The following is a 24,868-nucleotide window of genomic DNA, read 5'->3' as shown; positions in this document are numbered from 1 at the left end:
GGGTTCGCTTACCTGTCAATCTCGCCGAACACGATGTCCATCGTGCCGATCACGGCGACCGCGTCGGCAATCATGTGGCCACGCGACATTTCGTCGAGCGCCGCCAGATGCGGGAAGCCTGGCGCGCGAATCTTGAGTCGATACGGCTTGTTGGCGCCGTCGCTCACGAGATAGATGCCGAACTCACCCTTCGGGTGCTCGACGGCGGCATACGCCTCGCCTTCCGGCACATGGAAGCCTTCGGTGAAGAGCTTGAAGTGGTGGATCAGCTCCTCCATGTTCGCCTTCATCGATTCGCGCGCAGGTGCGGCCACCTTGTGGTTGTCGGTGATCACCGGACCCGGGTTCGCGCGCAACCATGCGGAACACTGCTGGATGATCCGATTGGCCTGGCGCATTTCCTCGACGCGCACGAGGTACCGGTCATAGCAGTCGCCGGTGCGGCCGACCGGCACATCGAATTCCATGCGGTCGTACACGTCGTACGGCTGCTTTTTGCGCAGGTCCCATTCGACGCCCGAGCCGCGCAGCATCGGACCCGTGAAGCCGAGATTCAGCGCGCGCTCCGGCGAAACGACACCGATGCCAACGGTACGCTGCTTCCAGATCCGGTTGTCGGTGAGCAGCGTTTCGTACTCGTCGACCATCTTCGGGAAGCGCTTGCAGAAGTCGTCGACGAAGTCGAGCATCGACCCCTGGCGGTTCTCGTTGAGCCTCTCGATCGCCTTCGCGTTCTTGATCTTGCTGACCTTGTACTGCGGCATCGAATCCGGCAGGTCGCGATAGACACCACCCGGACGGAAGTACGCCGCGTGCATGCGCGCACCGGATACCGCCTCGTACAGGTCGAACAGGTCTTCGCGCTCACGGAAGCAGTAGATGAGCATGTTCATCGCACCGCAATCCAGACCATGCGCGCCCAGCCACAGCAGGTGGTTCAGGAGCCGCGTGATCTCCGCGAACATCACGCGGATGTACTGCGCGCGAATCGGCACCTCGATGCCGAGAAGCCGCTCGATCGCCAGGCAGTACGCATGCTCGTTGCTCATCATCGACACGTAGTCGAGACGATCCATGTAGGGCAGCGACTGGATGAAGGTCCTCGTCTCGGCAAGCTTTTCGGTTGCACGATGCAGAAGGCCGATATGCGGATCGGCACGCTGGATCACTTCGCCGTCCAACTCGAGCACGAGGCGCAGCACACCGTGCGCCGCAGGATGCTGAGGCCCGAAGTTGAGCGTGTAGTTCTTGATTTCGGCCATCAGTGCAATCCGCCACCGTAGTTGTCTTCGCGAATGACCCGCGGCGTGATCTCACGCGGCTCGATGGTCACAGGCTGATAGATCACGCGCTTCTGCTCCGCGTCGTAGCGCATCTCGACATGACCGGAGACCGGGAAATCCTTGCGGAACGGATGACCAATGAAACCGTAATCGGTGAGCAGGCGCCGCAGGTCGTCGTGACCCTCGAAGACGATGCCGTAGAGATCGAAGGCTTCGCGCTCGAACCAGCCCGCGCTGTTCCAGATGCTCGTGAGCGAATCCACGACCGGCAGGTCCTCGTTGGGCGCGAACACCTTCAGGCGCACACGCTGATTGAGGCTCACCGACAGCAGATGGGACACGACGCAGAAGCGCTCGCCATCCCACTCGCCTTCGCGGTAGCTGGAGTAATCCATGCCGCACAGATCGATGAGCTGCTCGAAACGGCAGCCCGGCGCGTCACGCAGCAGCGCGGCGGCGGCAAGGTAATCGGAAGCCCCAACGACCACCGTCACCTCGCCAAGCGAGACCGTGACGCTCTTTGCCCTGGAGCCAAGCGTTTCGGTGATCTGGGTCTGGAGCGCCTCGGGAGAAATGGCAAAGTCGGTCATCGTCTTGCTCTTCAGGCGCGCGCAATCGTATTGGTGCGCCGAATCTTCTGCTGGAGCTGGATCACCCCATACAGAAGCGCTTCGGCGGTCGGCGGGCAGCCCGGCACATAAACGTCGACCGGCACGATGCGATCGCATCCACGCACGACCGAATAACTGTAGTGGTAATAACCGCCACCATTGGCGCACGAGCCCATCGACAGAACCCAACGCGGCTCGGGCATCTGGTCGTACACCTTGCGCAGCGCCGGCGCCATCTTGTTGCACAACGTGCCCGCCACGATCATCAGGTCGGACTGGCGCGGACTGGGTCGAAACAGCATGCCGAACCGATCGATGTCGTAGCGGGCCGCGCCCGCATGCATCATCTCCACCGCGCAGCACGCCAGACCGAAGGTCATGGGCCACAGTGATCCGGTCTTGGCCCAATTCACCACCGAGTCGTAGGTCGTGGTGACGAAGCCTTCCTTCATGACGCCTTCAATGGCCATTTTCGGGATTCCTTGTCATTCCCAGTCGAGCGCACCCTTTTTCCACTCGTAGACGAAGCCCACGACGAGGATGGCGAGAAAAATCATCATCGCCCAGAAGCCGACAGCACCAATCTCCTTGAGCGCGATCGCCCACGGGAAGAGAAAGGCGATTTCGAGATCGAACAGGATGAAGAGAATGGCGACGAGGTAATACCGGACGTCGAACTTCATCCGCGCGTCTTCGAAGGCCTCGAAGCCGCATTCATAGGGGGAATTCTTTTGGGCGTCAGGCCGATTGGGGCCGAGGATGTAGCCCAGAACCTGCGGTGCGACGCCGACACCGACACCGACCAGGATGAACAACAGGACGGGGAGATAGGAATCGAGGTTCATCAGGGGGCTCTATCACCGCTTGACACCAGCAGGAAGCACGATTCCTGCCGGTGAGATTTGGTGCGGTCGGCGAGACTCGAACTCGCACAGCTTTCGCCACTACCCCCTCAAGATAGCGTGTCTACCAATTTCACCACGACCGCGGTTTTTGTCTGCCCGGATGGCATGAGGAACCTTTGACAGGTTTGTTTGGCTTTCCGGAACAGCTTTAGAGTTTACCCTGAAAAACTGCCGTTTTCACTCGGCAAGCACAGTTTCGTCAGATTACTTGTTCGGAATCTGGTTGGCGCCCCCGGCAGGCGCCGCGGGAGCAGGTGCGGGTGCACTCGTTGCAGGCGCCGAAGGCGCATTGCCCGCAGGAATTTCCGCCGCAGAACCAGACGGAGCCGTCGCAGGCGCTGGTGCCGGAGCGCCGACCGCGGCCCGCTCGAGCAGGCTGCCGCCGCCCACAGGGCGGGCATGACCGAAATAGGCGAGCACCAGCGTGCAGGCAAAGAACACGACGGCAAGAACAGCCGTCGAGCGAGACAGGAAATTCGCGCTGCCACTGGCACCAAACAGGCTGCCCGCGCTGCCGCTACCAAAGGCCGCACCCATATCGGCCCCCTTTCCGTGCTGGACCAGGATCAGGCCGATCATGGCCAGCGCGGCAAGCATCTGGACGCCGACCAGGATATTGAGGACCAAGTTCATTCGTTCTAACTCCTTAATTCTTGACTACCGCGGCTCGTCAGCGAGCGGCGGCGATGATCTGCAGAAAGTCGGGCGCCTTGAGCGACGCGCCACCGATCAGTCCGCCGTCGATATCGGGCTGGGCGAGCAGTTCGGCTGCATTGGAAGCGTTCATGCTGCCGCCGTACAGCAGCCGGATGCCGCTCGCATGCTCGCTCGCAGCATGATGGAGTTGCGCGCGCAACACCGCGTGTACCGCCTGTGCCTGCTCGGGCGTTGCGGTCTTGCCGGTGCCGATGGCCCAGACGGGCTCGTAGGCGACGACGATCTCGCTGATGCAATGGCCATTGACATGAATGACCGCGGCAAGCTGGCGCTTGACCACTTCCTCGGTCTGCCCGGCCTCGCGCTGCGCGAGCGTTTCACCCACGCAGACGATCGGCGTCAGGCCATTGGCCAACGCTGCCGCCGTCTTCGCAGCGACCAGTTCATCCGTCTCGCCGTGGTATTGCCGGCGCTCCGAGTGCCCCACGATCACGTACCGCACACCGAAGTCCTTCAGCATCGCAGCCGACTGTTCGCCGGTGAACGCGCCCTGAGGCTGCGCAGAAATGTCCTGCGCGCCCACAGCGATGGAAGAGCCTCCGACGAGCGCCTGCACTTGCGCGAGGTACGGCGCCGGAACGCAAACTGCAACGTCGCAAGCGGGCGCGCCAATCCCTTGCAGCAGCGCCTTGAGCAGCATCTCGTTGGCCACGAGGCTGCCGTTCATCTTCCAGTTGCCTGCAATCAGCTTTTTCTTTTTCATTTCCGTCATGTTCACCACGTCAGCACGATCTTGCCGATGTGCTGGTTCGACTCCATCAGGGCGTGCGCCTGTGCCGCGCCGCTCGGCTCGCCGCCTGCGGCGAATCTGCTGTGGATGATCGGCCTCACCGCACCGCTTTCGAGCAGCGGCCAGACCTTCTCCCGAAGCGCCTTGGCAATCGCGCCCTTGAATTCGACGGGGCGGGGGCGCAGCGTCGAGCCGGTGATCGTGAGTCGCCGCCGCAGCACGAGGCCCGCATTGAATTCGCTCTTGACCCCACCCTGCACCGCGATGATGACGAGGCGGCCATCTTCAGCGAGGCATTCCACCTCGCGCGCCACATAGCCACCGGCCACCATGTCGAGCACCACATCCACGCCCTTGCCGCCGGTCAGGCGCTTGGCCTCTTCGACGAAGTCAGCCGTCTTGTAGTTGATCGCGTGGTCGGCGCCGAGCTTGAGGCAGGCATCGCACTTTTCGTCACTTCCGGCCGTCACGATCACCGTCGCGCCCAGCGCCTTGCCGAGCTGGATCGCGGTCACGCCGATGCCGCTGGAGCCGCCCTGGATCAGCAGGGTCTCGCCCTTCTGCAGGCGGCCGCGCTCGAACACATTGCTCCACACGGTGAAGAAGGTCTCGGGCAGCGTCGCGGCCTCGACGTCGGTCCAGCCCTTGGGCACCGGCAGGCATTGCGCGACCGGCGCGACGCAGAGTTCCGCGTAGCCGCCACCGGCGATCAGCGCACAGACGTGGTCCCCGATCTTGAGGCCGGCCGCGGCGAGTGCCTTGCCGTCGCCGGCCACGATCTCGCCGGCCACCTCGAGGCCCGGCAGGTCCGAAGCACCCGGAGGCACCGGGTAGTGGCCCATGCGCTGCAGCACGTCGGGACGATTCACACCACTCGCGGCGACGCGAATCAGCAGCTCGCCCTGCCCTGCCGCGGGCGCGGGGCGCTCGACCATGCGCAGCACCTCGGGAGCGCCGTACGACGAGATCTCAATGGCTTTCATGGACTTTCCGACTGGATTGATATGCTCATATGCGCACCGCTGGTGCGGATTCGCCAGATCCGGAAGGACGACGGCACTGCCGCCGCCCTGCCTCGTCAGGGCTGCTGATCGGTGCGGCCCGACTCTTGCAGCGGCAGTTGCTCGGCCACCTGCTCGACCGGCTCTCCGCGCTCGCCACCCTCGGCACGCGGGGCGCGCTCCCCACGGGGCGGACGCTCGCGGCGCTCACCACGCTCCTCGCGCGGCGGGCGGTCGCCGCCTTCCATGCCGGCCGGACGCTCGGTCAGCGCCTTCATCGACAGCTTGACGCGGCCCTTGTCATCGGTCTCGAGGACCTTGACCTTCACGATCTGGCCTTCGCTCAGGTAGTCGCTCACCTTCTCGACGCGCTCATGCGCAATCTGGCTGATGTGCAGCAGGCCGTCCTTGCCGGGCAGCAGGTTGATCAGCGCCCCAAAGTCCAGGATCTTGGTGACCGGGCCTTCGTACACCTTGCCGATCTCGACTTCCGCCGTGATCTGCTCGATGCGCTTCTTGGCCTCTTCGGCCTTGGCCGGATCGGTCGACGCGATCGTGATGGTGCCGTCTTCGTCGATGTTGATCTGCGTGCCGGTTTCTTCCGTCAGCGCGCGGATCACCGAGCCGCCCTTGCCGATCACGTCGCGGATCTTCTCGGGATTGATCTTCATCGTGAACAGGCGCGGCGCGAAGCTCGACACCTCGGCCTTGGCTTCGCCCATGGCTTCCTGCATCTTGCCAAGGATGTGCATGCGCGCTTCCTTGGCTTGCGCCAGCGCGACCTGCATGATTTCCTTGGTGATGCCCTGGATCTTGATGTCCATCTGCAGCGCGGTGATGCCGTTCGTCGTGCCCGCGACCTTGAAGTCCATGTCGCCGAGGTGGTCCTCGTCGCCCAGGATGTCGGTCAGCACGGCGAAGCGGTTGCCTTCCTTGATCAGGCCCATCGCGATGCCGGCCACGTGCGCCTTCATCGGCACGCCGGCGTCCATCATCGACAGGCAGCCGCCGCAGACCGACGCCATCGACGAGGAACCGTTCGACTCGGTGATTTCCGAGACGACGCGGATGGTGTAGGGGAACTCTTCCTTGCTCGGCAGGCAGGCCACGAGGGCACGCTTGGCGAGGCGACCATGGCCCACCTCACGGCGCTTGGTCGAGCCCATGCGGCCGACTTCGCCGGTCGCGAAGGGAGGCATGTTGTAGTGGAACAGGAAGCGGTCTTCGAACTCCCCGGCCAGCGCGTCGATGCGCTGCGCGTCGCGCTCGGTGCCCAGCGTGGTCACGACCAGCGCCTGGGTTTCGCCGCGGGTGAACAGCGCCGAGCCGTGGGTGCGCGGCAGCACGCTGTTGCGGATTTCGATCGGGCGCACGGTGCGCGTGTCGCGGCCGTCGATGCGGGGTTCGCCCGCGAGGATCTGGCTGCGCACGATCTGCGCTTCGATCGAGAACAGCAGGTCGCCAACCTTGGCGGCGTCGAAGGGCTCGCCGCCTTCCTTGAGCGCCTCCATCACGCTGGCGTTGGCTTCGCGCAGGGCTTGCGTGCGAGCCTGCTTGCTGCGGATCTGGTAGACGGCACGCAGCTTCTCTTCGGCCAGGCCCTTGACCTTGGCGACGAAAGCCTCGTCTTCGGCAGGCGCCTGCCAGTCCCAGACCGGCTTGCCGGCGTCACGCACGAGTTCATGAATGGCGTTGATGGCGACGTTGGCCTGCTCGTGGCCGAAGACCACGCCGCCGAGCATGATCTCTTCGCTCAGTTGCAGCGCTTCGGATTCGACCATCAGCACGGCAGCCTCGGTGCCGGCGACGACCAGGTCCATCTGCGAATCCTTGCGCTCGGTCTGGCCAGGGTTCAGCACGTACTGGCCGTTGATGTAGCCCACGCGCGCGGCGCCGATCGGGCCATTGAACGGGATGCCGGAAACGGCCAGCGCGGCGCTGGTCGCGATCATCGCGGCGATATCGGCATCGACTTCGGGGTTGAGCGACAGCGTGTGGATGACCACATGGACTTCGTTCAGGAACCCTTCGGGGAAGAGCGGACGGATCGGACGGTCGATCAGGCGCGAGGTCAGCGTTTCGAGCTCGCTGGGCTTGGCTTCGCGCTTGAAGAAGCTGCCGGGAATCTTGCCGGCGGCGTAGGTCTTCTCGATGTAGTCGACGGTCAGCGGGAAGAAGTCCTGCCCGGGCTTGGCCGACTTGGATGCGACCACGGTCGCGAGCACGACGGTGCCCTCGATGTCGACCAGCACGGCACCGGAGGCCTGGCGTGCGATCTCGCCGGTTTCCATGACGACGGTCTTGCCGCCCCACTGGAAGGTCTTGGTGACTTTATTGAAGAGGCTCATGTTTAGCTCCTGTTGTTGTGAGCGCCTCGGCCCTGTGCATTGACGGGCCGGGCGGTGGCGGAGCGCTTGCCAGAACACGATGCCATTCCAGAGAAGCTCGACGGTCGAACTTCGTTGGAATGACACAGCTTCGCTCTGTTCGGCACTCCAGAATCGATTCGCGAAGTAAAAAACGCCTGAGCTAGCGGACTAACCCAGGCGTTCTTGCATTGCGAATCGGCTTACTTGCGCAGACCCAGCTTGGCGATCAGCGCGGTGTAGCGGTCGGCGTCCTTGGACTTGAGGTAGTCCAGCAGCTTGCGACGGCGGCTCACCAGGCGCAGCAGACCGCGACGGCCGTGGTGGTCCTTGGCGTGCGTCTTGAAGTGCGGGGTGAGTTCGTTGATGCGGGCGGTCAGCAGTGCGACTTGCACTTCGGGGCTGCCGGTGTCGTTGGCGGAGCGAGCGTTGTCCTTGACAACTTCGGCCTTGATGGAGGCTGCGATCATTTGATGTTTCCTGTTCCGGGATGTTTGACTTGCGATGCGCGCTGGAACTGCACGCATCGTGTGCTTTTGCGGATGCAAAGCCTGAGGATTATAGCTCGCCCCCAGGTTGGCTCACTTCGTGTAGCCGCCCACCCCCGACCGGGGGCAACACCAGCGGCCCGGCAGAGCCGGTTCCGCGGCGTTTCACCAACGGACCTGGCTGCGCCGGCCTCTTACTTTTGCACCGCCAGCCAGCGTTTCAGGCGATTGACGCCTTCTATCAGGCGCTGCTTGTCCTTTGACGCGAAGCACCAGCGCAGCCAGCCCTGGGCTTCGGGGGCGAAGGCGTTGCCGGGGGCCAGGCCGAGGCCGGCTTCGGCGACGAGGCGCTTGGCGACCGCCAGCGAGTCGTCGAAGCCGTCGAGCTTGAAGAAAGCGTACATGCCCCCACGGGCGGGGGCGACCTGCACGCCGGGAATGTCGGCCAACAACGGCACCAGCGTGTCCCGGCAGGACTTCAGGTGCGCGACGATGCGGGGCGTGATTTCCTCGGTGTGGGCCAGCGCCGCGATGCCGGCGCGCTGCGTGAACACGCTCGCGCACGAGGTGTTGAATTCGATGAGCTTGCCCATGCCGTCCATCAGCGCGGGCGGAAGCACCAGCCAGCCGAGCCGCCAGCCGGTCATCAGGAAGCTCTTGGAGAAGCTGTGCGCGACCACCAGCCGGTCGTCGGGCGAGGCCACATCGAGGAAGCTCGGCGCGCACCGGTTGGGCGACGGCTCGTAATAGAGCCGCTCGTAGACCTCGTCGGCGAGGATCCAGGTGCCCGTCCGGCGGCAATGGTCGAGGATGGCCAGCTGTTCGTCGCGGGTGAGCGTCCAGCCGGTCGGGTTGTTGGGCGCGTTGACGATCAGCAGCTTCGTTTTCGAGGTGACCGCGGCCCGCAGGGCATCGAGGTCGAGCGTCCATTGGCCGCCCTGCGGCACCAGCGACACGCACCGCACATCGGCGCCGAGGATCGCCGGCTGCGCCGTCAGGTTCGGCCAGACCGGCGTGACGGCCACGACCTCGTCGCCCGCATCCACCAGCGCCTGCACCGCGAGCATGAGTGCGCTCACGCCCCCCGAGGTGATCGCGATGCGCGATGCATCGATCTTGGGATGCAGTCCACTCATGTAGGCCGCGACCGCTTGGCGGAGCTCGGGCAGACCGAGGTTGTGGGCGTAGAAGGTCTCGCCGCGCTGCAGCGACTCGATAGCGGCCTGCCGGATGACGTCCGGCGTGACTTCGTCGCTTTCGCCGAACCAGAACGCGAGCACGTCGGAGCGGCCGAGCCCCGCATTGGCGACTTCACGGATCTTGGAGGCTTCGAGGTTATGGATGGCTTCGCGCATCAATTTCTCTATCTTGGAACTCAAGGGCGCTGCATTGTGCAGCTGGTCGGCATTTGCGCGCGCTCTGCGGGAATGACCTTCACGACGCGAAAGCCGTAGCCCGATCCTTCGACGTCGAACTTCACGCCGGGCGCACCCTGCTTGTCCATGACGCCGACCACCAGCGTCTGCTGGAACTGGTGATCCTCGGCGCGCATGCGGCCTCGCTGCCCCGCGAGCGTAACATCCGCCTTTTCGAGCGCTCGCGCGACCGCCACCGTGTCGGCACTGCCGGCCTTCTCCATCGCCTGCGCGAGCGCCTCGACGAGCAACTGCATGCGCATGTGCACGTAGTCTTCCGACGGCTTGGGAAAGCGCGCGCGGAACGACTGGTAGAAGGCCTCCGACTGCGGCGTCTGCACGTTGGGCAGCCAGTCGGCGACAGCAATGACACGGCCGATGCCGGCGTCGCCGATCGCCGCCGGTGCACCGAGCGCGTTGCCATAGAAGGTGTAGAAGCTGCCATTGAACCCCGCCTCGCGCGCCGCCTTCACGAGCAGGGTCAGGTCGTTGCCCCAGTTGCCGGTGATCACCGCCTGCGCGCCGCTGGCGAGAATCTTGGTCGCATAGGGCGCGAAGTCCTTCACGCGGCCCATCGGATGCAGTTCCTCGCCGACGATCTGGACGTCCGGGCGCTGCCGGGCCAACTGCCGCTTCGATTCGCGCAGCACCGACTGGCCGAAGCTGTAGTCCTGTCCGATGAGGTAGACCCGCTTGAGCGACTTGTCGTCCTTCATCATTTCCATGAGCGCGGCGACGCGCATGTCGGTGTGCGCGTCGAAGCGGAAGTGCCAGAAGCTGCAGCGCTCGTTGGTGAGGATCGGATCGACCGCCGAGTAGTTGAGGAACAGCACGCGCCTGGCCGGATCGCGCTCGTTGTTCTTGTCGATCGCATCGATCAGCGCCGCGGCGGTCGCCGACGAATTGCCTTGCAGCACGATGCGTGCGCCGTCATCTATCGCGGCGCGCAGCGCGGAGAGCGCTTCTTCGTTCTGCCCCTTGCTGTCGTAGCGATCGAGCTGCAGATAACGCGCCCCCCGGCAGCTTCACGCCGCCGCGCGCATTGACCCGCTCGACGGCCCACAGCAGATTGCGGAAGACCGCCTCTCCGGTGTTGGCGAACGGGCCGCTCATGCTTTCGATCAACGCAAGCCGGATCGGCTTCGCGTCCTGCGCGTGGAGCGGCGCGATCGCGCCCGCGCATAGCGCCAGAGCCGCGAATTTCAAGGCCCTTCGACGCCAAATAAAGCTGGAAGCCATTCTCTTGAAACGCATTGCGCAATGCCTAGATGTGGAGGCATGCGGCACTTGTCTTGTTGAAACGCCGCGCAGTGTACGGGACACACATTCTTGTCCTCTTCGTCATGCCCAGGAGTTCATCCATGCTTTTCGCACCTGCCATCCGCACCGCCCGCTTCGCCCCGCGTTCGTTCGACCGCAGTGTGGAACGCTTTTTCAACGAAGCCTTCACCGGCGTTCAACGCTCGCTCAACGTCGAACAGGATGAAAAGACCTGGACCCTGACGCTCGATGTCCCGGGCGTCGCACGCGAGGATTTGACGATCGGCATCGAAGGCGCCGTGGTCCGCATCGAAAGCAAGGCCGAGGCCAAGCGCCAGATCAAGGCTGCGTACGAGCTGCCGCAGGAAATCGACGCCGCCGCCAGCGAAGCCAAGCTCGAAAACGGCGTCCTCACCCTCAAGCTGGGCAAGCGGGTGCCGGTCAGCAACGTCGCACAGCTCGCCATCAACTGATCGGAGATCGCGCTTCCGGCAAATAAAGTGCCGGACAGTTGTAAAAACCCCCAAAACACGGGCCGGTAACTTTTGGTTGCCGGCCCTTTTTTATTTCTAACTCACAATCCGTGCGAAATACGTCACGTTCTGTGACGTATTTTTCAAAGCTTTCGCACCCACACGAGCCCTCATGAATACGCATCTGAAGCTTGCAGACGCCAATGCCCGCTCCGACACCCTTCTTGTGTTTCTCCCGGGGGCATTCCTGAAGCCTGAAGAATTCGAACGCGAGGGTTTCATTGGTGCCGTGCACGAGCGCGGTTTCGCGGCCGACGCCCTGCTCGTCGACGCCGACGTGTCGTATTTCTACGACCAGACCTTCGTCGAACGGCTGCACGAAGACGTCATCGCGCCGCAGCGCGCGGCAGGTTACAGGAAGCTCTGGCTGGTGGGCATCTCGATCGGGGGCTTCGGCGCCCTCATCCACGAACTCGCCAAGCCCGGCACGGTCGACGGCATCGTGACTCTGGCCCCGTATCTCGGCCGCCGCCCGGTCGCCGCCGAAATCCAGAAGGCCGGCGGCCTGCGCACCTGGAAGGTGCCGGAAGGCCCGCCGCCGGACCAGGAGGTGGATCGCAAGCTCTGGCCATGGCTGCAGCAATACACCTCGCCGGAACGGGCGGAAAGCCTTCCACCGCTCTACCTGGGCTACGGGCTGAGTGACCGCTTCGCGGCCAACCATCAATTGCTGGCGGACGCCCTTCCCGCCGGCCATGTCTTCACCACCGAAGGCGGTCACGATTGGCCGCAGTGGTCGCAACTCTGGCGGCAGATGCTCGACGTGCTGCCGCTGCCGTCGAAGACGACGGGCAAGGAGCCCGTCAGGCGGGCGCCGGCTCCGCGTTCAGCGACGCCAGTGGCCATCGCGGCTTGACGTCGAAGGCATAGCGCTCGGTCGGGCGCTGGATGCCGGCCTGCAGACGCATCGCGGCCGCCATCGCTATCATCGCGCCGTTGTCGGTGCACAGGTGAAGCTCCGGATAGTGCACGCGCACGCCACGCCTGGCGCAGGCGGCGTCGAGCTGCATGCGCAGCGACCGGTTCGCGCCGACCCCGCCGGCGACCACCAGCCGGTTCAGCCCGGTCTGCTCGATCGCCCCGATGGATTTCTTCAGCAACACCTCGACGATCGCCGCCTGGGTCGAGGCCGCGAGATCGGGCTTGCGTGATTCCAGTTCGTCGCCGAGCTTGCGCGCCTGCGTCAGCACTGCCGTCTTGAGGCCGGCGAAGGAAAAATCCAGATCGCCGCTGTGCAGCAGCGGGCGCGGCAGCTTGAAGGCGGCCGGATCGCCCGCTTCCGCCAGCTTCGCGAGCCACGGGCCGCCCGGATAAGGCAGGCCCAGCAGCTTGGCGCTCTTGTCGAAGGCCTCGCCGGCCGCGTCGTCGATGGTTTCGCCGAGCAGTTCGTACTGTCCGACCCCCTCGACCCGCATGAGCTGCGTGTGCCCGCCGGACACCAGCAGCGCGACGAACGGAAACTCGGGCGGATCGGCGCTCAGGAACGGCGACAGCAGATGCCCTTCGAGGTGATGCACCCCGAGCACCGGCTTGCCCAGCGCGGCACCCAAGGCGCACGCCACCCCGGCGCCCACGAGCAACGCACCCGCGAGCCCCGGTCCGCGCGTGTAGGCGACCACGTCCACGTCGGAAAGCCCATGCCCGGCTTGAGCGAAGACGGATTCGGCCAGCGGCAGCACGCGGCGGATGTGGTCACGGCTCGCCAGCTCGGGCACGACGCCGCCATAGGCCTGGTGCATCGCGATCTGGCTGTGCAGTGCGTGCGCCGCAAGCCGCGGCAGGCCGCTTTCGCCGGCCTCCACCAACGCCACGCCGGTTTCGTCGCAGGAGGACTCGATTCCCAGTACAAACATCCCGCGAGTGTAGGTGGCGCCCGGAATCGGGGCACGGTTGTTGCTGCAAGCCCTTCGAGATGGACCCCCACCCCCGATGAAATCAGGCCTCGGTTTTCTGGTCGCCGCCCTCGGCTGCGAGATCGAAGGGCTGGAGCAACTGGCCCGCACCGGCGAACTGGTCGGCACGATCGGCCGGCTGGTGCATGCGCTGCAGCGGGAGCGCGGCATCTGCAACGTGCTGCTGGCCTCCAGGGGCCAGCGCTTCACCGAACAGCGCCGCGAGCAGATCGTGGAAAGCCTGCGCATGGAAGCCGCGGTGCGGCAGAGCTTCGAGCACCTGGCGGTGCAGAACCGCATCGGCAACGGCGCGCGGCTTTTCAGTCGCATCGCGTGGGTGCTGCCCGGCCTCGGGGCGCTGCCCGAACTGCGCCGCCGCATCGGCGCGCTGGAAATCGACGCGGCCGAATCGACCGCCGCCTTCGTCAAGCTGATCGCCGGCCTGCTCGCGGTCGTGTTCGAGGCGGCGGACGGCGCGACCGACCCCGAGATCTCGCGCGTGCTGGTCGCGCTCTTCAACTTCATGCAGGGCAAGGAGTTCGCCGGACAGGAGCGCGCCTGCGGCGCCGCCGCCTTCGCGTCGGGCCGGAACGACGCCGCGCGGCAGCAGCAATGGCTGCACCTGATCGACTCGCAGGAGCGCTGCTTCAAGGTCTTCGTGGATTTTTCGGATGCGGCCCTGGTCGACGTCTGGCGCGCAAGCCAGTCCTCTTCCCAGATCGCCGAGCAGGAACGCATGCGCCGCATCGCCTGCGCGGCACCGGCCGGGGTGGCGCTGGACCCTGAGCTGAGCCCGCTCTGGTTCGACTGCTGCTCGCAGCGCATCGACGCCATGCGGGGGTCGAGGAACGGCTGGCCGCCGACCTGCGCACGACCTGCAAGCAGAAGACGGTCGAGGCCCGCGCCGAACTCGAGGCGCACGAGGCGCTGTTGCTGACGCTGGGGGACGCGTCCGATCCACCCGGCACCGCGTTCTTCGACGCACCTGTGCCCGATGCCCCCGCGCCCTATGGTCGGCAGCTCGAACGCTCGATCCTCGACATGGTCCAGGAGCAATCCAGCCGCCTGCAGGCAATGAGCGACGAACTCGAGACCGTGCGCACCGCGCTGAACGAGCGCAAGGTGGTCGAGCGCGCCAAGGGGCTGCTGATGGCGCATCGCCGCATCAGCGAACAGGAGGCGCACAAGATGCTGCGCCAGACCGCGATGAACCAGGGCCGGCGGCTCATCGACGTCGCTGAATCGGTGCTGTCGATGGCCGAGTTCCTGCCCCGGAATGCGGCTCCATGAAGACGCGACGATCCGGAATGGTGCGTTGCACAACGACGGCATGACCCACGCTCCGCAAATAGAAAGGCTTCGAGAGTCATTCCCTGAGACGCTTTGAAGCTATCTTTTTCATAGCGCCCGCTTTGCGCGAGCGGCTGGCATGCCGCTTGCAATCACCAAAGTCGTAGACCGACGAGGTCTCAGGCAGGCGGCATCCAACGGCGGATGCGGCCTACCCCACCGGACAAAGGCGTCCCCACCCGCAAGGGCTCGTTTTCGAGCGGCCCCTGCGCGGTGAGGACGCCTTTTTGCTTTTGCGTTTTGACCTTGCTGACTGGAGTTCGCCCCATGACCGATTCGCTGACCCACAAACTCAGTCGCCGCCGCGTGCTGCAGGCCGCCGCCGCTGGCGCTCTGGGGCTGGACCCCGCCTTGCGCGCCGCCGTCTGGGCGCAGGGCTCGGACAAGCCCGAGAAGGAGGAAGTGAAGATCGGCTTCATCCCCCTCACCGATTGCGCCAGCGTCGTGATGGCCTCGGTGCTCGGCATCGACAGGAAGTACGGCGTGAAGATCGTCCCGAGCAAGGAAGCGAGCTGGGCCGGCGTGCGTGACAAGCTGGTCAACGGCGAGCTGGACTTCGCCCATGTGCTCTACGGACTGGTCTACGGCGTGCACCTGGGCATCGGCGGCCCGAAGAAAGACATGGCCGTGCTGATGACGATCAACAACAACGGGCAGGCGATCACGCTGTCGAAGAAGCTCGCCGACAAGGGCGCGGTGGATGGCGCCTCGCTCGCCAAGGTCATGGCCGCGGACAAAGGCGAATACACCTTCGCGCAGACCTTCCCGACGGGCACGCACGCGATGTGGCTCTACTACTGGATGGCGGCCAACGGCATCAACCCGCTCAAGGACGCGAAGGTCATCACGGTGCCGCCGCCGCAGATGGTCGCCAACATGCGCGTGGGCAACATGGACGGCTACTGCGTCGGCGAGCCCTGGGGCCAGCGCGCGATCATGGACGGCATCGGCATCACCGCCGTCACGACGCAGGACATCTGGAAGGACCACCCCGAGAAGGTGCTCGGCACCACCGGCGACTTCGTGAAGAAGTACCCCAACACCGCGCGTGCGGTAACCGCGGCGATCCTCGAAGCCGGCAAGTGGATCGACACCGGCCTGCAGAACAAGAACAAGATGGCCGAGACCATCGCCGACAAGAGCTACGTCAACACCAGCGTCGACGCGATCAACCAGCGCATCCTCGGCCGCTACACCAACGGCCTCGGCAAGAACTGGGACGACCCCAATTACATGAAGTTCTACAGCGACGGCGCGGTGAACTTCCCGTACCTGTCGGACGGCATGTGGTTCCTCACGCAGCACAAGCGCTGGGGCCTGCTCAAGGACCATCCGGACTACCTGCAGGTGGCCACGCAGATCAACCAGATCGACATCTACAAGCAGGCGGCGGCCGCGACGAAGACCGCCGTGCCGAAGGACACGATGCGCACCAGCAAGCTGATCGACGGCGTGGTGTGGGACGGCAAGAACCCCAGGCAATACGCCGATTCGTTCAAGGTCCACGCCTGAGGAGTACGCCATGGTCAGTGCCGTCTTTCACTCCCCCATCGATGCGGCTGCGGCGATGCCGGCTGCCGCGAAGAGCATGCTGCCGCCTGCACCAAAGCCCGTGCAGGAAGCCGCTCCCGCCGCGACGAAGGCCGCGCAGCGCGCACCGCGCGACTTCAGCGGGCTGTGGCTGCGCGTGCTTCCGCCGGTGCTCGGCATCGCGTTGCTGATCCTCGTCTGGGAACTGGTCGCGATGAAGAGCACCACCGGCTTTCCTCGCCGCTGGCCACCTGGCAGCAGGCGGTGCAGGTGTTCAGCGATCCGTTCTACAGCAAGGGGCCGAACGACCAGGGCGTGGGCTGGAACGTGCTCTCGTCGCTGCGCCGCGTGGCGCTGGGCTTCGGGCTCGCGGCCGCGGTAGGCATTCCGGCGGGCTTCGCGATCGGGCGCTTCGAGTTCCTCTCGCGCATGTTCAACCCGCTCATCAGCCTGCTGCGCCCGGTCTCGCCGCTGGCCTGGCTGCCGATCGGGCTCCTCGTCTTCAAGGGCGCGAACCCGGCTGCGATCTGGACCATCTTCATCTGCTCGATCTGGCCGATGATCATCAACACCGCCGTCGGCGTGCAGCGCGTGCCGAGCGACTACATGAACGTCGCCCGCGTGCTCAACCTGAGCGAGTGGAAGATCTTCACCAAGATCCTCTTCCCCGCCGTGCTGCCCTACATGCTCACCGGCGTGCGCCTCGCGGTCGGCACCGCATGGCTCGTGATCGTCGCGGCCGAGATGCTGACCGGCGGCGTGGGCATCGGCTTCTGGGTGTGGGACGAGTGGAACAACCTCAACGTCGCCAACATCATCATCGCGATCTTCGTCATCGGCATCGTCGGCCTCGTGCTGGAGTTCGCGCTGATCAAGGTCGCCACCGCGTTCACGTTCGAAGAGGTGAAGTCATGAACGATCAGAGGAAGTACATCGACATCCACGGCGTCGAGCAGCGCTTCAAGACACCGAAAGGCAGCTTCCTCGCGCTGCAGGGCATCAACCTTCAGGTGGCCAAGGGCGAGTTCATCACGCTGATCGGCCATTCAGGCTGCGGCAAGTCGACGCTCCTGAACCTGATCGCGGGACTCACCACGCCCACGCAAGGTGCGCTCCTGTGCGCCAACCGCGAGATCAAGGGTCCCGGCCCGGAGCGGGCGGTGGTGTTCCAGAACCATTCGCTGCTGCCGTGGCTCACCTGCTACGAGAACGTCTATCTCGCCGTCGAGCGCGTGTTCGCGGCCACCGAAGGCAAGGCGCAGCTGAAGGCGCGCACCGAAGCGGCGCTCGCGATGGTCGGGCTCACCGCTGCCGCGCAGAAGCGCCCCGGCGAAATCTCCGGCGGCATGAAGCAGCGCGTGGGCATCGCACGCGCGCTGTCGATGGAACCGAAGGTGCTGCTGATGGACGAGCCCTTCGGCGCGCTCGACGCGCTCACGCGCGCCAGGCTGCAGGACGAGCTGCTCGCGATCGTGCAGAAGACGCACAGCACCGTGGTGATGGTCACGCACGACGTGGACGAGGCGGTGCTGCTGTCGGACCGCATCGTGATGCTCACCAACGGGCCCGCCGCGACGATCGGCGAAGTGCTCGCCGTCGATCTCCCGCGTCCGCGCAACCGCGTGGAACTGGCCGAAGACCCGGTCTACGTGCATGCGCGCAAGGCCGTGATCGACTTCCTGTACACGCGCCAGGCGCACGTGGAGAAGGTCGCCGCCTGACCTGAACCCGCGGAGTCAGGACATGAGGACCTGCAGACTGTGCTCGTACGACGCAGTGAGCTGGTCGAAGGTCTCGACCAACGCATCGCTGGAGCGCACCAGCGCGGCGCGTCCCTCGGCGCTGTCGATCTCGCGCACCCCGCGCACGAGCCGCAGCCATTCGTCGCGCGCCGACGCCAGCGCGGCGCGGATGTCGGGGAGCTCAGCGGCGCCTGCTCCAGTTCGAGCAGCGCGGATTCGAACTCGTCCATGATCGGTGCCAGGCGCTCGCGCGACGCGCTGGCGGACAGCGTCGCGGCCAGCAGCGCATCCTTCGCGAGCCGCTGCACGCGCATGCGCTGGCGGCCGCAGATGTTGACGATGCGCAGCGCGCGTCGTGCGCCGGAAGTCTCCAACACGCCGGTCAAGGCCTCTGCAGCAAGCAGCAACCCCTCCGCGCGCGCATCGATCTCGGCCAGCGCCTGGGGTGACATGCGCGCCGCGAGCGCGGCTTCGAGCGCGTTCCAGGCCGCGCGCGCATGGCCCAATCCCTGCGCTCCCGCCTCGTCGAGTTCGAGGGCCGCGAGATGAACGAAGTTGTCCTGCACGCGCTCGGTCGACTGGGTGCGAAGCACGCGCGCACGCTTTGCATCGATGCCCGCCAGCGCCTGCGCCGCGAGGCGCACGAGCCGCTGCGACAGCATGCGCAACTGACCCGCGCGGTTGATCGCATCCGCCCAGCGCGAGGCCTCGACCACCGAGCGCGAGACCTCGCCAAGCCGCAGGTTCGCATGCATCGCCGCGCCGCGCAGCAGGCCGAAGGCCTCGTCCTCGCCGATGCCGCGCGCGGACATCAGCAGGCCCTTCGCGCGATCGATCCACTTGCGCTCGTCGAATCGGGTCCGCAGCGCATCCAGTTCGGTGCGCAATACGGATTCGCGCGTCCAGCGTGCGCGCGCACGGCTTCGCAATGCATCGAGCGAGTGCACATCGAGCGATTCGATCGGCATCCATGCATGGACCCCGAGCGCGGCCAGCTTCTCGTGGCCATCGCGCGCGAGCGGCCCGGAGACGAGGCTGAGCGGACATGGCAACACACCGCCGCCCGCTCCCAGTGCATCCAGAAGCTCCGGCACGGGCTCCGGCATGAACACGACGACTTCCCGCGATCCGAGCGCTTCGGCCTGCGAAAACAGGGTGCGCAGCGTTGCGCGCCCGATCGCCGAAAAATCAACGGCATCGCCCAATGCCTGTCGCAGCACGTCGGGCAGTCCGGCCGACTCGGAGGAAAGAACGACGAGAAGGGAATTCACGGCAGACATCGAGGTACGGATGGAAGCATAGGCCAGGCCAGCGTGCGCGCATTGGCATGCCTCTTGCGTCAACGTGGGTGCGGTGTAACGAAGCACCGCTTTGGTGAAGCGGCGGAGTCCTCCACGCCGAACACCCCTCACGCCGCCAGCGTCCGCTGCCGGCACACCACCCCCACCCTGCCTCACGACGCGACCCGCCAACGGCCGCGCCGCGGCATTTCGCATTGAAAGCCCATGTCCAGCTTCAAGTCCTTCTTGCGCGCAGGCCACGGCCCGACGTTGTTCGCGGCCTTCCTGTACTTCGCTTTCTCGTGCTGCATCTGGGTGCTCAACGGCGCGATGGCGCCGTTCATCGGCGAGACCTTCAACCTCTCGCCGGCGCAGAAAGGGCTGATGCTCTCGGTGCCGATCATCGCCGGCGCACTGATGCGCTTTCCGCTCGGCGTGCTCGCGCAGTACATCGGCCGCAAGAAGGCCACGCTGGTCGAGATGGGCCTGATCGCGGTGGCGATGCTGTTCGGCTTCTTCATGGTGCACAGCTTCAACGACCTGCTCGCGATGGGCGTGCTGCTGGGCATCGCGGGTGCGAGCTTCGGCGTGGCGCTCTCGCTGGGTTCGGGCTGGTTCCCGCCGCAGCACAAGGGCCTCGCGATGGGCCTCGTGGGCGCGGGCAACGTGGGCACCGCGGTGTCGGTGCTGGTCGCGCCGCCGCTCGCGCAATGGCTGGGCTGGCAGAGCGTCTACGGCATCGCCGCGGTCGCGATCCTGGTCCCGATGATCGTGATGATCGTCTTCGCCAAGGAGCCGCCGGACGTCGACAGCCACGCGAGCCTGCGCGAGCACATCGCCTGCCTGTTCGAGAAAGACGGCTGGGTGTTCAGCCTGATCTACGGCGTGACCTTCGGCGGCTTCATCGGCCTGACGACCTTCCTGCCTTCGTACTACTACGACCAGTTCGGCGTGAGCAAGGTGCAGGCGGGCCAGCTCACCATGCTGGCCGCCTTCATGGGTGCGGCGGTGCGCGTGATCGGCGGCTGGATCTCCGACCGCTGGGGCGGCGTCAACACGCTCACGCTGGTGCTGCTGGCGGTGGCGGTCGCGCTGGTGCTGGTCGGCTTCTCGTCGGGCTCGCTCGCGATCACCACGCTGCTCTTGATCGCCTGCTTCGCGGCACTCGGCGCGGGCAACGGCGCGCTGTTCCAACTCGTGCCGCTGCGCTGGCCCGCGACCACCGCGGTCGCCGGTTCGATGATCGGCGAGATCGGTGCACTCGGCGGCGGGCTGGTGCCGAACGCGATGGGCCTGTCGAAGCAGTACCTCGGCAGCTACACCTGGGGCTTCGTCTTCTTCGCCGTGCTCTCGCTGGTGATGCTCGGCGTGATGCGCGTCATGCAGATCCGCTGGACGCGCACCTGGGCCGAGAAAGGCGGACGTGCACGCGCATCGGCGCATGCGGCAGCGCCCGCACATGCACCCAAGCGCGCTCCCAAGGCGAGAAACGCATGAACACCTTGAACGTCATGGCGCACGCGGGCTCATTTCGGCAGGAACAGCAGCCAGAAGGCAAGCAAAGCGTTGAGCACCACCGAGATGGCGAGCGCGATCTTGTAGAGCGCCGCCGGGTCGCGGTGGATCAGCGGCGTGGCGCCCGGCGCGCTGACCGGTCTCGCCGCACCACGTTCGAGTGCGAGCAGCATCTCCTCGGCCGTCTCGAAGCGCTGCCGCGGATCGCGCGCGACCGCCTTGCAGACCAGATGGTCGAGCCAGATCGGCACATCGGGGCGAATGCGCGACAAGGCGACCGGATCGCGCCGGTAGCGCGCGGACTGGTAGGGCTCGATCTCGCCATAGGGCAGACGCCCGGCGAGCCACTGGTAGAGCGTGACGCCGAGCGCGAACAGGTCGCTCGCCGCATCGGCGCCCTGCCCTTCCCACTGCTCGGGATTGATGTAGCTCGGCGTGCCGGCATGCAGCTCGCGCTGCGCCTCGCCTTCGCGCCCGGAAAGCGCGACGCCCAGATCGAGGATGCGCCAGCGGCCGTCATCGCCGAGATGCAGGTTGCCGGGCTTGATGTCTCGATGCACCACACCATGGCGGTGCAGGCACCCCAGCGCGCGGGTGACCTCGATCGCCGCCGCGACGACTTCGGCGACGGCGCCGCGCGGATGGGTCTTCTGAATCTGCTCCAGCGTTCGCCCGCCGTGCCAGTCGAAGACGGTGTAGAGCGCGCTCGCATCGGGTGCGCGCTCGTGCACCCGCACGAAACCGCTGTCGGCCCGCGTGCCGACGCGAAGCGCGAGCCAGGCTTCATGCGCGAGCATGGCGCGCTCCTGCGGATCGCCGGCACGGCTGGGATGCAGTGTCTTGAGCGCGACCAGCTCGCGCGTGACCGGATGGCGTGCCTGGTAGAGCAGATGGACGCCGGTGTCGGCGACCAGCGCGGTCACGACGTAGCCGTCGATGGTGTCGCCCACCTTCAGCACCGGCGGCGGAGCCAGCCGGCGAACGTCGCCGAGTTCGTCGTCGAGCTGGCGCGCGTCCAGCCCGGTGACGCGGATGACCAGCGCGGTCGCGTTGTCGCGCGTGCCGGCGGCCAGCGCAGCGCGCACCAGGGCGTCGCTCGCGTCCGCCGCACTGCCCCGCAGCGCGAGCGCGGCCAGATGCTGCGGCTTGAGCACGCCGTGCACGCCGTCGGAACTCAGCACGAAGCAGTCGCCGACACGCACGTCGCCCTGCACGTAGTCGACGCGCACCTGGTCGTCGAGGCCGATGGCGCGCGTCAGGCGGCTGCGCAGGTCGGGATGGTCGAAGGCATGGTCCTGCGTCAGCGGCGCGGCCGGTTCGCGGTCGCGGCGCACACGCCGGGCGCGGGTGTCGCCGACATGCGCGAGCGTGTAGCTCTGCCCATGCAGCACCAAGGCGGTGAGCGTGGTGAGCGCGGCGCCACCGCCCTGGCGACGGCGGTTGTGGTCGGCCAGCCAGGCGTTCTGCGCGCCGATCAGGCGGTCGAGCGCAGCGGTCGGCTCCCAGGTGTCGGGCGTCGCGAAGTAGTCGCCCAGAAGGCCCATCACCGTGGTCTGCGCGGCTTCCAGGCCCCGGCCGCCGGTCGATACGCCGTCCGCAATGGCGGCGATCAGCCCGCGTGCTTCCTCGCCTTTCGGCGCACGCACCGCGCCCGCGAAGTCCTCGTTGACGTCGCGCGGTCCGCGTTCGCTGCTGTAGCCGATGTCCACCTCGAAACTCATGGCGCGATTCTCCATGCGCGCCGCGGTCACCCGATTGCTTGATTCAGAAAGGATGAGCCCCATGAAGAAGATGAAACTCGTGATGGTCGGCAACGGGATGGCCGGCGTGCGCACGATCGAGGAGCTGCTCAAGATCGAGCCCGAGCTCTACGACATCACCGTGTTCGGCGCGGAGCCGCATCCCAACTACAACCGCATCCTGCTGTCGCCGGTGCTCGCGGGCGAACAGACGATCGACGAGATCGTGCTCAACAGCTGGGAGTGGTATGCCGAGAACCACATCACCCTGCACGCGGGCAAGAAGGTGGTCGAGGTGGATCGCGTGAAGCGCATCGTGCGTACCGAGGACGGCACCGAGGCCGCCTACGACCGCCTGCTGATGTGCACCGGCTCCAACCCCTTCATGCTGCCGGTGCCGGGCAAGGACCTGAAGGGCGTGATCGCCTACCGCGACATCGCCGACACCGACTACATGATCGAGACCGCGCGCACGCACAAGAACGCGGTGGTCATCGGCGGCGGCCTGCTGGGCCTCGAAGCGGCCAACGGGCTGATGCTGCGGGGCATGAACGTCACCGTGGTGCACGTCATGCCCTGGCTGATGGAGCGCCAGCTCGACGACGTCGCGGGCAAGATGCTCCAGAAGTCGCTCGAAGACCGCGGCCTGAAGTTCCTCATCGGCGCGCAGACGCAGGAGCTGGTCGGCGGCGAGGACGGCCGCGTGAAGGCCATCCGCTTCAAGGACGGCACCGAGGTCGCAGCCGATCTCGTTGTGATGGCGGTCGGCATCCGCCCCAACACCGAGCTGGCCGAGAAGATGCGCCTGCACGTCAACCGAGGCATCGTCGTCAACGACACCATGCAGACAGTGACCGACCCGCGGATCTATTCGGTGGGCGAATGCGCGGCGCATCGCGGCATCGCCTACGGGCTGGTCGCGCCGCTCTTCGAGCAGGCGAAGGTGGCGGCGAACCACCTCGCGCATTTCGGCATCGGCCGCTACCAGGGATCGCTCACCTCGACCAAGCTCAAGGTCACCGGCATCGACCTGTTCTCGGCCGGCGAGTTCATGGGCGGCGAGGGCACCGAGGAGATCGTGATGAGCGATCCCTTCGGCGGCGTCTACAAGAAGCTCGTGATCAAGGACGACAAGCTGGTCGGCGCCTGCCTCTACGGCGACACGGTCGACGGCAGCTGGTATTTCAAGCTGCTGCGCGACGGCCGCAGCGTGCACGACATCCGCGACAAGCTGATGTTCGGCGAATCGAACATCGGCGACACCGGCCACGAGGGGCACAACAAGGCCGCATCGATGCCCGACGACGCCGAAGTCTGCGGCTGCAACGGCGTCAACAAGGGCACCATCTGCAAGGCGATCAAGGAAAAGGGCCTGTTCACGCTCGAAGAGGTCAAGAAGCACACCAAGGCCAGCGCCTCCTGCGGCTCGTGCACCGGGCTGGTCGAGCAGATCCTGATGTTCACCGCCGGCGGCGACTATTCGGCCGCGCCGAAGAAGAAGGCCCTCTGCGGCTGCACCGATGTGAGCCACCAGGACGTGCGCGACGCGATCCGCAAGGAGCACTACCTCACGCACGACGAGGTCTACCGCAACCTCGGCTGGCGCACGCCCAACGGCTGCGCGAGCTGCCGGCCGGCCATCAACTACTACCTGATCTCGACCTGGCCCAAGGAGGCGAAGGACGATCCGCAGAGCCGCTTCATCAACGAGCGCAGCCACGCGAACATCCAGAAGGACGGCACCTATTCGGTGATCCCGCGCATGTGGGGCGGCCACACCACGCCCGACGAGCTGCGCCGCATCGCCGACGCCGCGGACAAGTACAAGATCCCGACGGTCAAGGTCACCGGCGGCCAGCGCATCGACCTGCTCGGCGTGAAGAAGGAAGACCTGGAGAACGTTTGGCGCGACATCGGCATGCCCTCGGGCTTTGCCTACGCGAAGTCGCTGCGCACGGTGAAGACCTGCGTGGGCAGCGAGTGGTGCCGCTTCGGCACGCAGGACTCGACGCAGATGGGCAAGGACCTGGAGCGCGCGCTGTGGGCGATGTACTCGCCGCACAAGGTCAAGCTGGCCGTCTCGGGCTGCCCGCGCAACTGTGCCGAGTCGGGCATCAAGGATGTCGGCGTGATCGGCGTCGACTCGGGCTGGGAGATCTACGTCGGTGGCAACGGCGGCATCAAGACCGAGGTGGCGCACTTCCTCGCCAAGGTGAAAAGCGCCGAGGAGGTGATGGAGTACGCCGGCGCCTTCCTGCAGCTCTACCGCGAGGAAGGCTGGTACCTGGAGCGCACGGTGCACTACATCGGCCGCGTCGGCCTCGACTACGTGAAGAAGAAGATCCTCGAAGACGCGGAAGGCCGCAAGGCGCTGTGGGAGCGCCTGCAGTTCGCGCTCGACGGCGAGCCCGATCCGTGGTTCGCGTCGGCAGAGGCTTCGGTCGACGTGCGGCAGTTCAAGCCCGTGGCCGTGATCCACCCCGCCGCGCAACCCGCCTGACGCGGTCTGAA

21 protein-coding genes, 1 tRNA gene and 2 pseudogenes are annotated in these 24,868 nt (G+C 65.9%); 9 read left to right on the top strand and 15 right to left on the bottom strand.

Going from position 1 to position 24,868, the window contains the following annotated elements; all coding sequences use genetic code 11:
* Positions 1-8: 8 nt before the first annotated feature.
* The 12 genes and pseudogenes from ACQ858_RS05485 to ACQ858_RS05430 form a co-directional block, all read right to left on the bottom strand.
* Positions 9-1,262, bottom strand: a complete 1,254-nt coding sequence (locus tag ACQ858_RS05485) for an NADH-quinone oxidoreductase subunit D (RefSeq protein WP_431275754.1) — start codon at positions 1,260-1,262, stop codon at positions 9-11.
* Positions 1,262-1,873, bottom strand: a complete 612-nt coding sequence (locus tag ACQ858_RS05480; protein ID WP_431275753.1) for an NADH-quinone oxidoreductase subunit C — start codon at positions 1,871-1,873, stop codon at positions 1,262-1,264. The genes ACQ858_RS05485 and ACQ858_RS05480 overlap by 1 nt, the downstream gene beginning before the upstream one ends.
* 11 nt (positions 1,874-1,884) lie before the next feature.
* Complete coding sequence (locus ACQ858_RS05475) at positions 1,885-2,364, bottom strand: NuoB/complex I 20 kDa subunit family protein (protein WP_012748606.1); 480 nt, start codon at positions 2,362-2,364, stop codon at positions 1,885-1,887.
* A 15-nt stretch (positions 2,365-2,379) separates the two neighbouring features.
* Complete coding sequence (locus ACQ858_RS05470) at positions 2,380-2,739, bottom strand: NADH-quinone oxidoreductase subunit A (RefSeq protein ID WP_093165969.1); 360 nt, start codon at positions 2,737-2,739, stop codon at positions 2,380-2,382.
* 58 nt (positions 2,740-2,797) lie between these two features.
* Positions 2,798-2,882: transfer RNA gene (locus ACQ858_RS05465), tRNA-Leu, on the bottom strand.
* Between the two features lie 121 nt (positions 2,883-3,003).
* Positions 3,004-3,432, bottom strand: coding sequence for a preprotein translocase subunit SecG (gene secG / locus ACQ858_RS05460; protein WP_431275752.1), 429 nt, complete (start codon positions 3,430-3,432; stop codon positions 3,004-3,006).
* A 37-nt stretch (positions 3,433-3,469) separates the two neighbouring features.
* Positions 3,470-4,228 carry a triose-phosphate isomerase gene (gene tpiA, locus ACQ858_RS05455; protein WP_431275751.1) on the bottom strand — a complete coding sequence of 253 codons (759 nt, stop codon included), beginning with the start codon at positions 4,226-4,228 and terminating at the stop codon, positions 3,470-3,472.
* A 2-nt stretch (positions 4,229-4,230) separates the two neighbouring features.
* Positions 4,231-5,229: an NAD(P)H-quinone oxidoreductase gene (locus ACQ858_RS05450; protein WP_431275750.1), complete on the bottom strand. Its 999-nt coding sequence runs from the start codon at positions 5,227-5,229 to the stop codon at positions 4,231-4,233.
* 95 nt (positions 5,230-5,324) lie between these two features.
* Positions 5,325-7,595, bottom strand: a complete 2,271-nt coding sequence (gene pnp / locus ACQ858_RS05445) for a polyribonucleotide nucleotidyltransferase (protein WP_431275749.1) — start codon at positions 7,593-7,595, stop codon at positions 5,325-5,327.
* A 221-nt stretch (positions 7,596-7,816) separates the two neighbouring features.
* Positions 7,817-8,083, bottom strand: coding sequence for a 30S ribosomal protein S15 (gene rpsO / locus ACQ858_RS05440; RefSeq protein WP_088956237.1), 267 nt, complete (start codon positions 8,081-8,083; stop codon positions 7,817-7,819).
* A 212-nt stretch (positions 8,084-8,295) separates the two neighbouring features.
* On the bottom strand, positions 8,296-9,456 hold the full coding sequence (locus tag ACQ858_RS05435) for a pyridoxal phosphate-dependent aminotransferase (RefSeq protein WP_431276797.1): 1,161 nt from the start codon (positions 9,454-9,456) through the stop codon (positions 8,296-8,298).
* A 20-nt stretch (positions 9,457-9,476) separates the two neighbouring features.
* A pseudogene (locus tag ACQ858_RS05430) lies at positions 9,477-10,755 on the bottom strand (branched-chain amino acid ABC transporter substrate-binding protein).
* A gap of 122 nt (positions 10,756-10,877) precedes the next feature.
* Between ACQ858_RS05430 and ACQ858_RS05425 the strand changes: the two are divergent.
* Together ACQ858_RS05425 and ACQ858_RS05420 are read left to right on the top strand one after the other, a co-directional pair.
* Entirely contained in the window at positions 10,878-11,249 is a 372-nt protein-coding gene (locus ACQ858_RS05425; RefSeq protein ID WP_431276796.1) for an Hsp20/alpha crystallin family protein, read from the top strand.
* 172 nt (positions 11,250-11,421) lie between these two features.
* Entirely contained in the window at positions 11,422-12,165 is a 744-nt protein-coding gene (locus ACQ858_RS05420; RefSeq protein ID WP_431275748.1) for an alpha/beta hydrolase, read from the top strand.
* Here the strand turns inward: ACQ858_RS05420 and tsaD are convergent.
* Positions 12,113-13,162, bottom strand: coding sequence for a tRNA (adenosine(37)-N6)-threonylcarbamoyltransferase complex transferase subunit TsaD (tsaD, locus tag ACQ858_RS05415; RefSeq protein ID WP_431275747.1), 1,050 nt, complete (start codon positions 13,160-13,162; stop codon positions 12,113-12,115). The two genes, ACQ858_RS05420 and tsaD, sit on opposite strands and share 53 nt — an antisense overlap.
* A 76-nt stretch (positions 13,163-13,238) precedes the next feature.
* Here tsaD and ACQ858_RS05410 point away from each other — a divergent pair, with 76 nt between their 5' ends.
* From ACQ858_RS05410 to ACQ858_RS05390, 5 genes and pseudogenes are all read left to right on the top strand, one after another.
* Positions 13,239-14,138, top strand: a complete 900-nt coding sequence (locus tag ACQ858_RS05410; protein ID WP_431275746.1) for a nitrate- and nitrite sensing domain-containing protein — start codon at positions 13,239-13,241, stop codon at positions 14,136-14,138.
* Positions 14,132-14,491, top strand: coding sequence for an ANTAR domain-containing response regulator (locus ACQ858_RS05405; protein ID WP_431275745.1), 360 nt, complete (start codon positions 14,132-14,134; stop codon positions 14,489-14,491). The genes ACQ858_RS05410 and ACQ858_RS05405 overlap by 7 nt, the downstream gene beginning before the upstream one ends.
* A gap of 327 nt (positions 14,492-14,818) precedes the next feature.
* Positions 14,819-16,063 carry a CmpA/NrtA family ABC transporter substrate-binding protein gene (locus ACQ858_RS05400; protein WP_431275744.1) on the top strand — a complete coding sequence of 415 codons (1,245 nt, stop codon included), beginning with the start codon at positions 14,819-14,821 and terminating at the stop codon, positions 16,061-16,063.
* 10 nt (positions 16,064-16,073) lie between these two features.
* Positions 16,074-16,996 (top strand): annotated as a pseudogene (gene ntrB / locus ACQ858_RS05395) (nitrate ABC transporter permease).
* Positions 16,993-17,802, top strand: a complete 810-nt coding sequence (locus ACQ858_RS05390) for an ABC transporter ATP-binding protein (protein ID WP_431275743.1) — start codon at positions 16,993-16,995, stop codon at positions 17,800-17,802. The pseudogene ntrB and the gene ACQ858_RS05390 overlap by 4 nt, the downstream one beginning before the upstream one ends.
* Here the strand turns inward: ACQ858_RS05390 and ACQ858_RS05385 are convergent.
* A complete protein-coding gene (locus ACQ858_RS05385; RefSeq protein WP_431275742.1) occupies positions 17,727-19,094 on the bottom strand; it encodes an ANTAR domain-containing protein in 1,368 nt (455 codons plus the stop codon). The two genes, ACQ858_RS05390 and ACQ858_RS05385, sit on opposite strands and share 76 nt — an antisense overlap.
* Positions 19,095-19,328: 234 nt before the next feature.
* Here ACQ858_RS05385 and ACQ858_RS05380 point away from each other — a divergent pair, with 234 nt between their 5' ends.
* Positions 19,329-20,600, top strand: coding sequence for an MFS transporter (locus tag ACQ858_RS05380; RefSeq protein WP_431275741.1), 1,272 nt, complete (start codon positions 19,329-19,331; stop codon positions 20,598-20,600).
* Positions 20,601-20,629: 29 nt separating this feature from the next.
* Here the strand turns inward: ACQ858_RS05380 and ACQ858_RS05375 are convergent, their stop codons facing one another.
* Positions 20,630-22,339, bottom strand: coding sequence for a protein kinase domain-containing protein (locus ACQ858_RS05375; RefSeq protein WP_431275740.1), 1,710 nt, complete (start codon positions 22,337-22,339; stop codon positions 20,630-20,632).
* A gap of 61 nt (positions 22,340-22,400) precedes the next feature.
* Here ACQ858_RS05375 and nirB point away from each other — a divergent pair, with 61 nt between their 5' ends.
* On the top strand, positions 22,401-24,857 hold the full coding sequence (gene nirB / locus ACQ858_RS05370) for a nitrite reductase large subunit NirB (RefSeq protein ID WP_431275739.1): 2,457 nt from the start codon (positions 22,401-22,403) through the stop codon (positions 24,855-24,857).
* Positions 24,858-24,868: the final 11 nt, after the last annotated feature.

Source organism: Variovorax ureilyticus (assembly GCF_050632185.1).
Lineage (GTDB): Bacteria > Pseudomonadota > Gammaproteobacteria > Burkholderiales > Burkholderiaceae_C > Variovorax > Variovorax ureilyticus_A.
Note: the sequence above shows the minus strand (reverse complement) of the source record. Positions and strands in the feature narration are given on the sequence as shown.

Bases quoted from the DNA above. Each gene is read 5' to 3' on its own strand.
- pnp (WP_431275749.1), bottom strand. From the start codon at position 7,595: ATGAGCCTCTTCAATAAAGTCACCAAGACCTTCCAGTGGGGCGGCAAG.
- ACQ858_RS05375 (WP_431275740.1), bottom strand. From the start codon at position 22,339: ATGAGTTTCGAGGTGGACATCGGCTACAGCAGCGAACGCGGACCGCGC.
- tpiA (WP_431275751.1), bottom strand. From the start codon at position 4,228: ATGACGGAAATGAAAAAGAAAAAGCTGATTGCAGGCAACTGGAAGATG.
- ACQ858_RS05435 (WP_431276797.1), bottom strand. From the start codon at position 9,456: ATGCGCGAAGCCATCCATAACCTCGAAGCCTCCAAGATCCGTGAAGTC.
- ACQ858_RS05400 (WP_431275744.1), top strand. From the start codon at position 14,819: ATGACCGATTCGCTGACCCACAAACTCAGTCGCCGCCGCGTGCTGCAG.
- ACQ858_RS05410 (WP_431275746.1), top strand. From the start codon at position 13,239: ATGAAATCAGGCCTCGGTTTTCTGGTCGCCGCCCTCGGCTGCGAGATC.
- nirB (WP_431275739.1), top strand. From the start codon at position 22,401: ATGAAGAAGATGAAACTCGTGATGGTCGGCAACGGGATGGCCGGCGTG.
- ACQ858_RS05470 (WP_093165969.1), bottom strand. From the start codon at position 2,739: ATGAACCTCGATTCCTATCTCCCCGTCCTGTTGTTCATCCTGGTCGGT.
- tsaD (WP_431275747.1), bottom strand. From the start codon at position 13,162: ATGTTTGTACTGGGAATCGAGTCCTCCTGCGACGAAACCGGCGTGGCG.
- ACQ858_RS05480 (WP_431275753.1), bottom strand. From the start codon at position 1,873: ATGACCGACTTTGCCATTTCTCCCGAGGCGCTCCAGACCCAGATCACC.
- ACQ858_RS05420 (WP_431275748.1), top strand. From the start codon at position 11,422: ATGAATACGCATCTGAAGCTTGCAGACGCCAATGCCCGCTCCGACACC.
- ACQ858_RS05475 (WP_012748606.1), bottom strand. From the start codon at position 2,364: ATGGCCATTGAAGGCGTCATGAAGGAAGGCTTCGTCACCACGACCTAC.
- ACQ858_RS05425 (WP_431276796.1), top strand. From the start codon at position 10,878: ATGCTTTTCGCACCTGCCATCCGCACCGCCCGCTTCGCCCCGCGTTCG.
- ACQ858_RS05450 (WP_431275750.1), bottom strand. From the start codon at position 5,229: ATGAAAGCCATTGAGATCTCGTCGTACGGCGCTCCCGAGGTGCTGCGC.
- ACQ858_RS05390 (WP_431275743.1), top strand. From the start codon at position 16,993: ATGAACGATCAGAGGAAGTACATCGACATCCACGGCGTCGAGCAGCGC.
- ACQ858_RS05485 (WP_431275754.1), bottom strand. From the start codon at position 1,262: ATGGCCGAAATCAAGAACTACACGCTCAACTTCGGGCCTCAGCATCCT.
- ACQ858_RS05380 (WP_431275741.1), top strand. From the start codon at position 19,329: ATGTCCAGCTTCAAGTCCTTCTTGCGCGCAGGCCACGGCCCGACGTTG.
- secG (WP_431275752.1), bottom strand. From the start codon at position 3,432: ATGAACTTGGTCCTCAATATCCTGGTCGGCGTCCAGATGCTTGCCGCG.
- rpsO (WP_088956237.1), bottom strand. From the start codon at position 8,083: ATGATCGCAGCCTCCATCAAGGCCGAAGTTGTCAAGGACAACGCTCGC.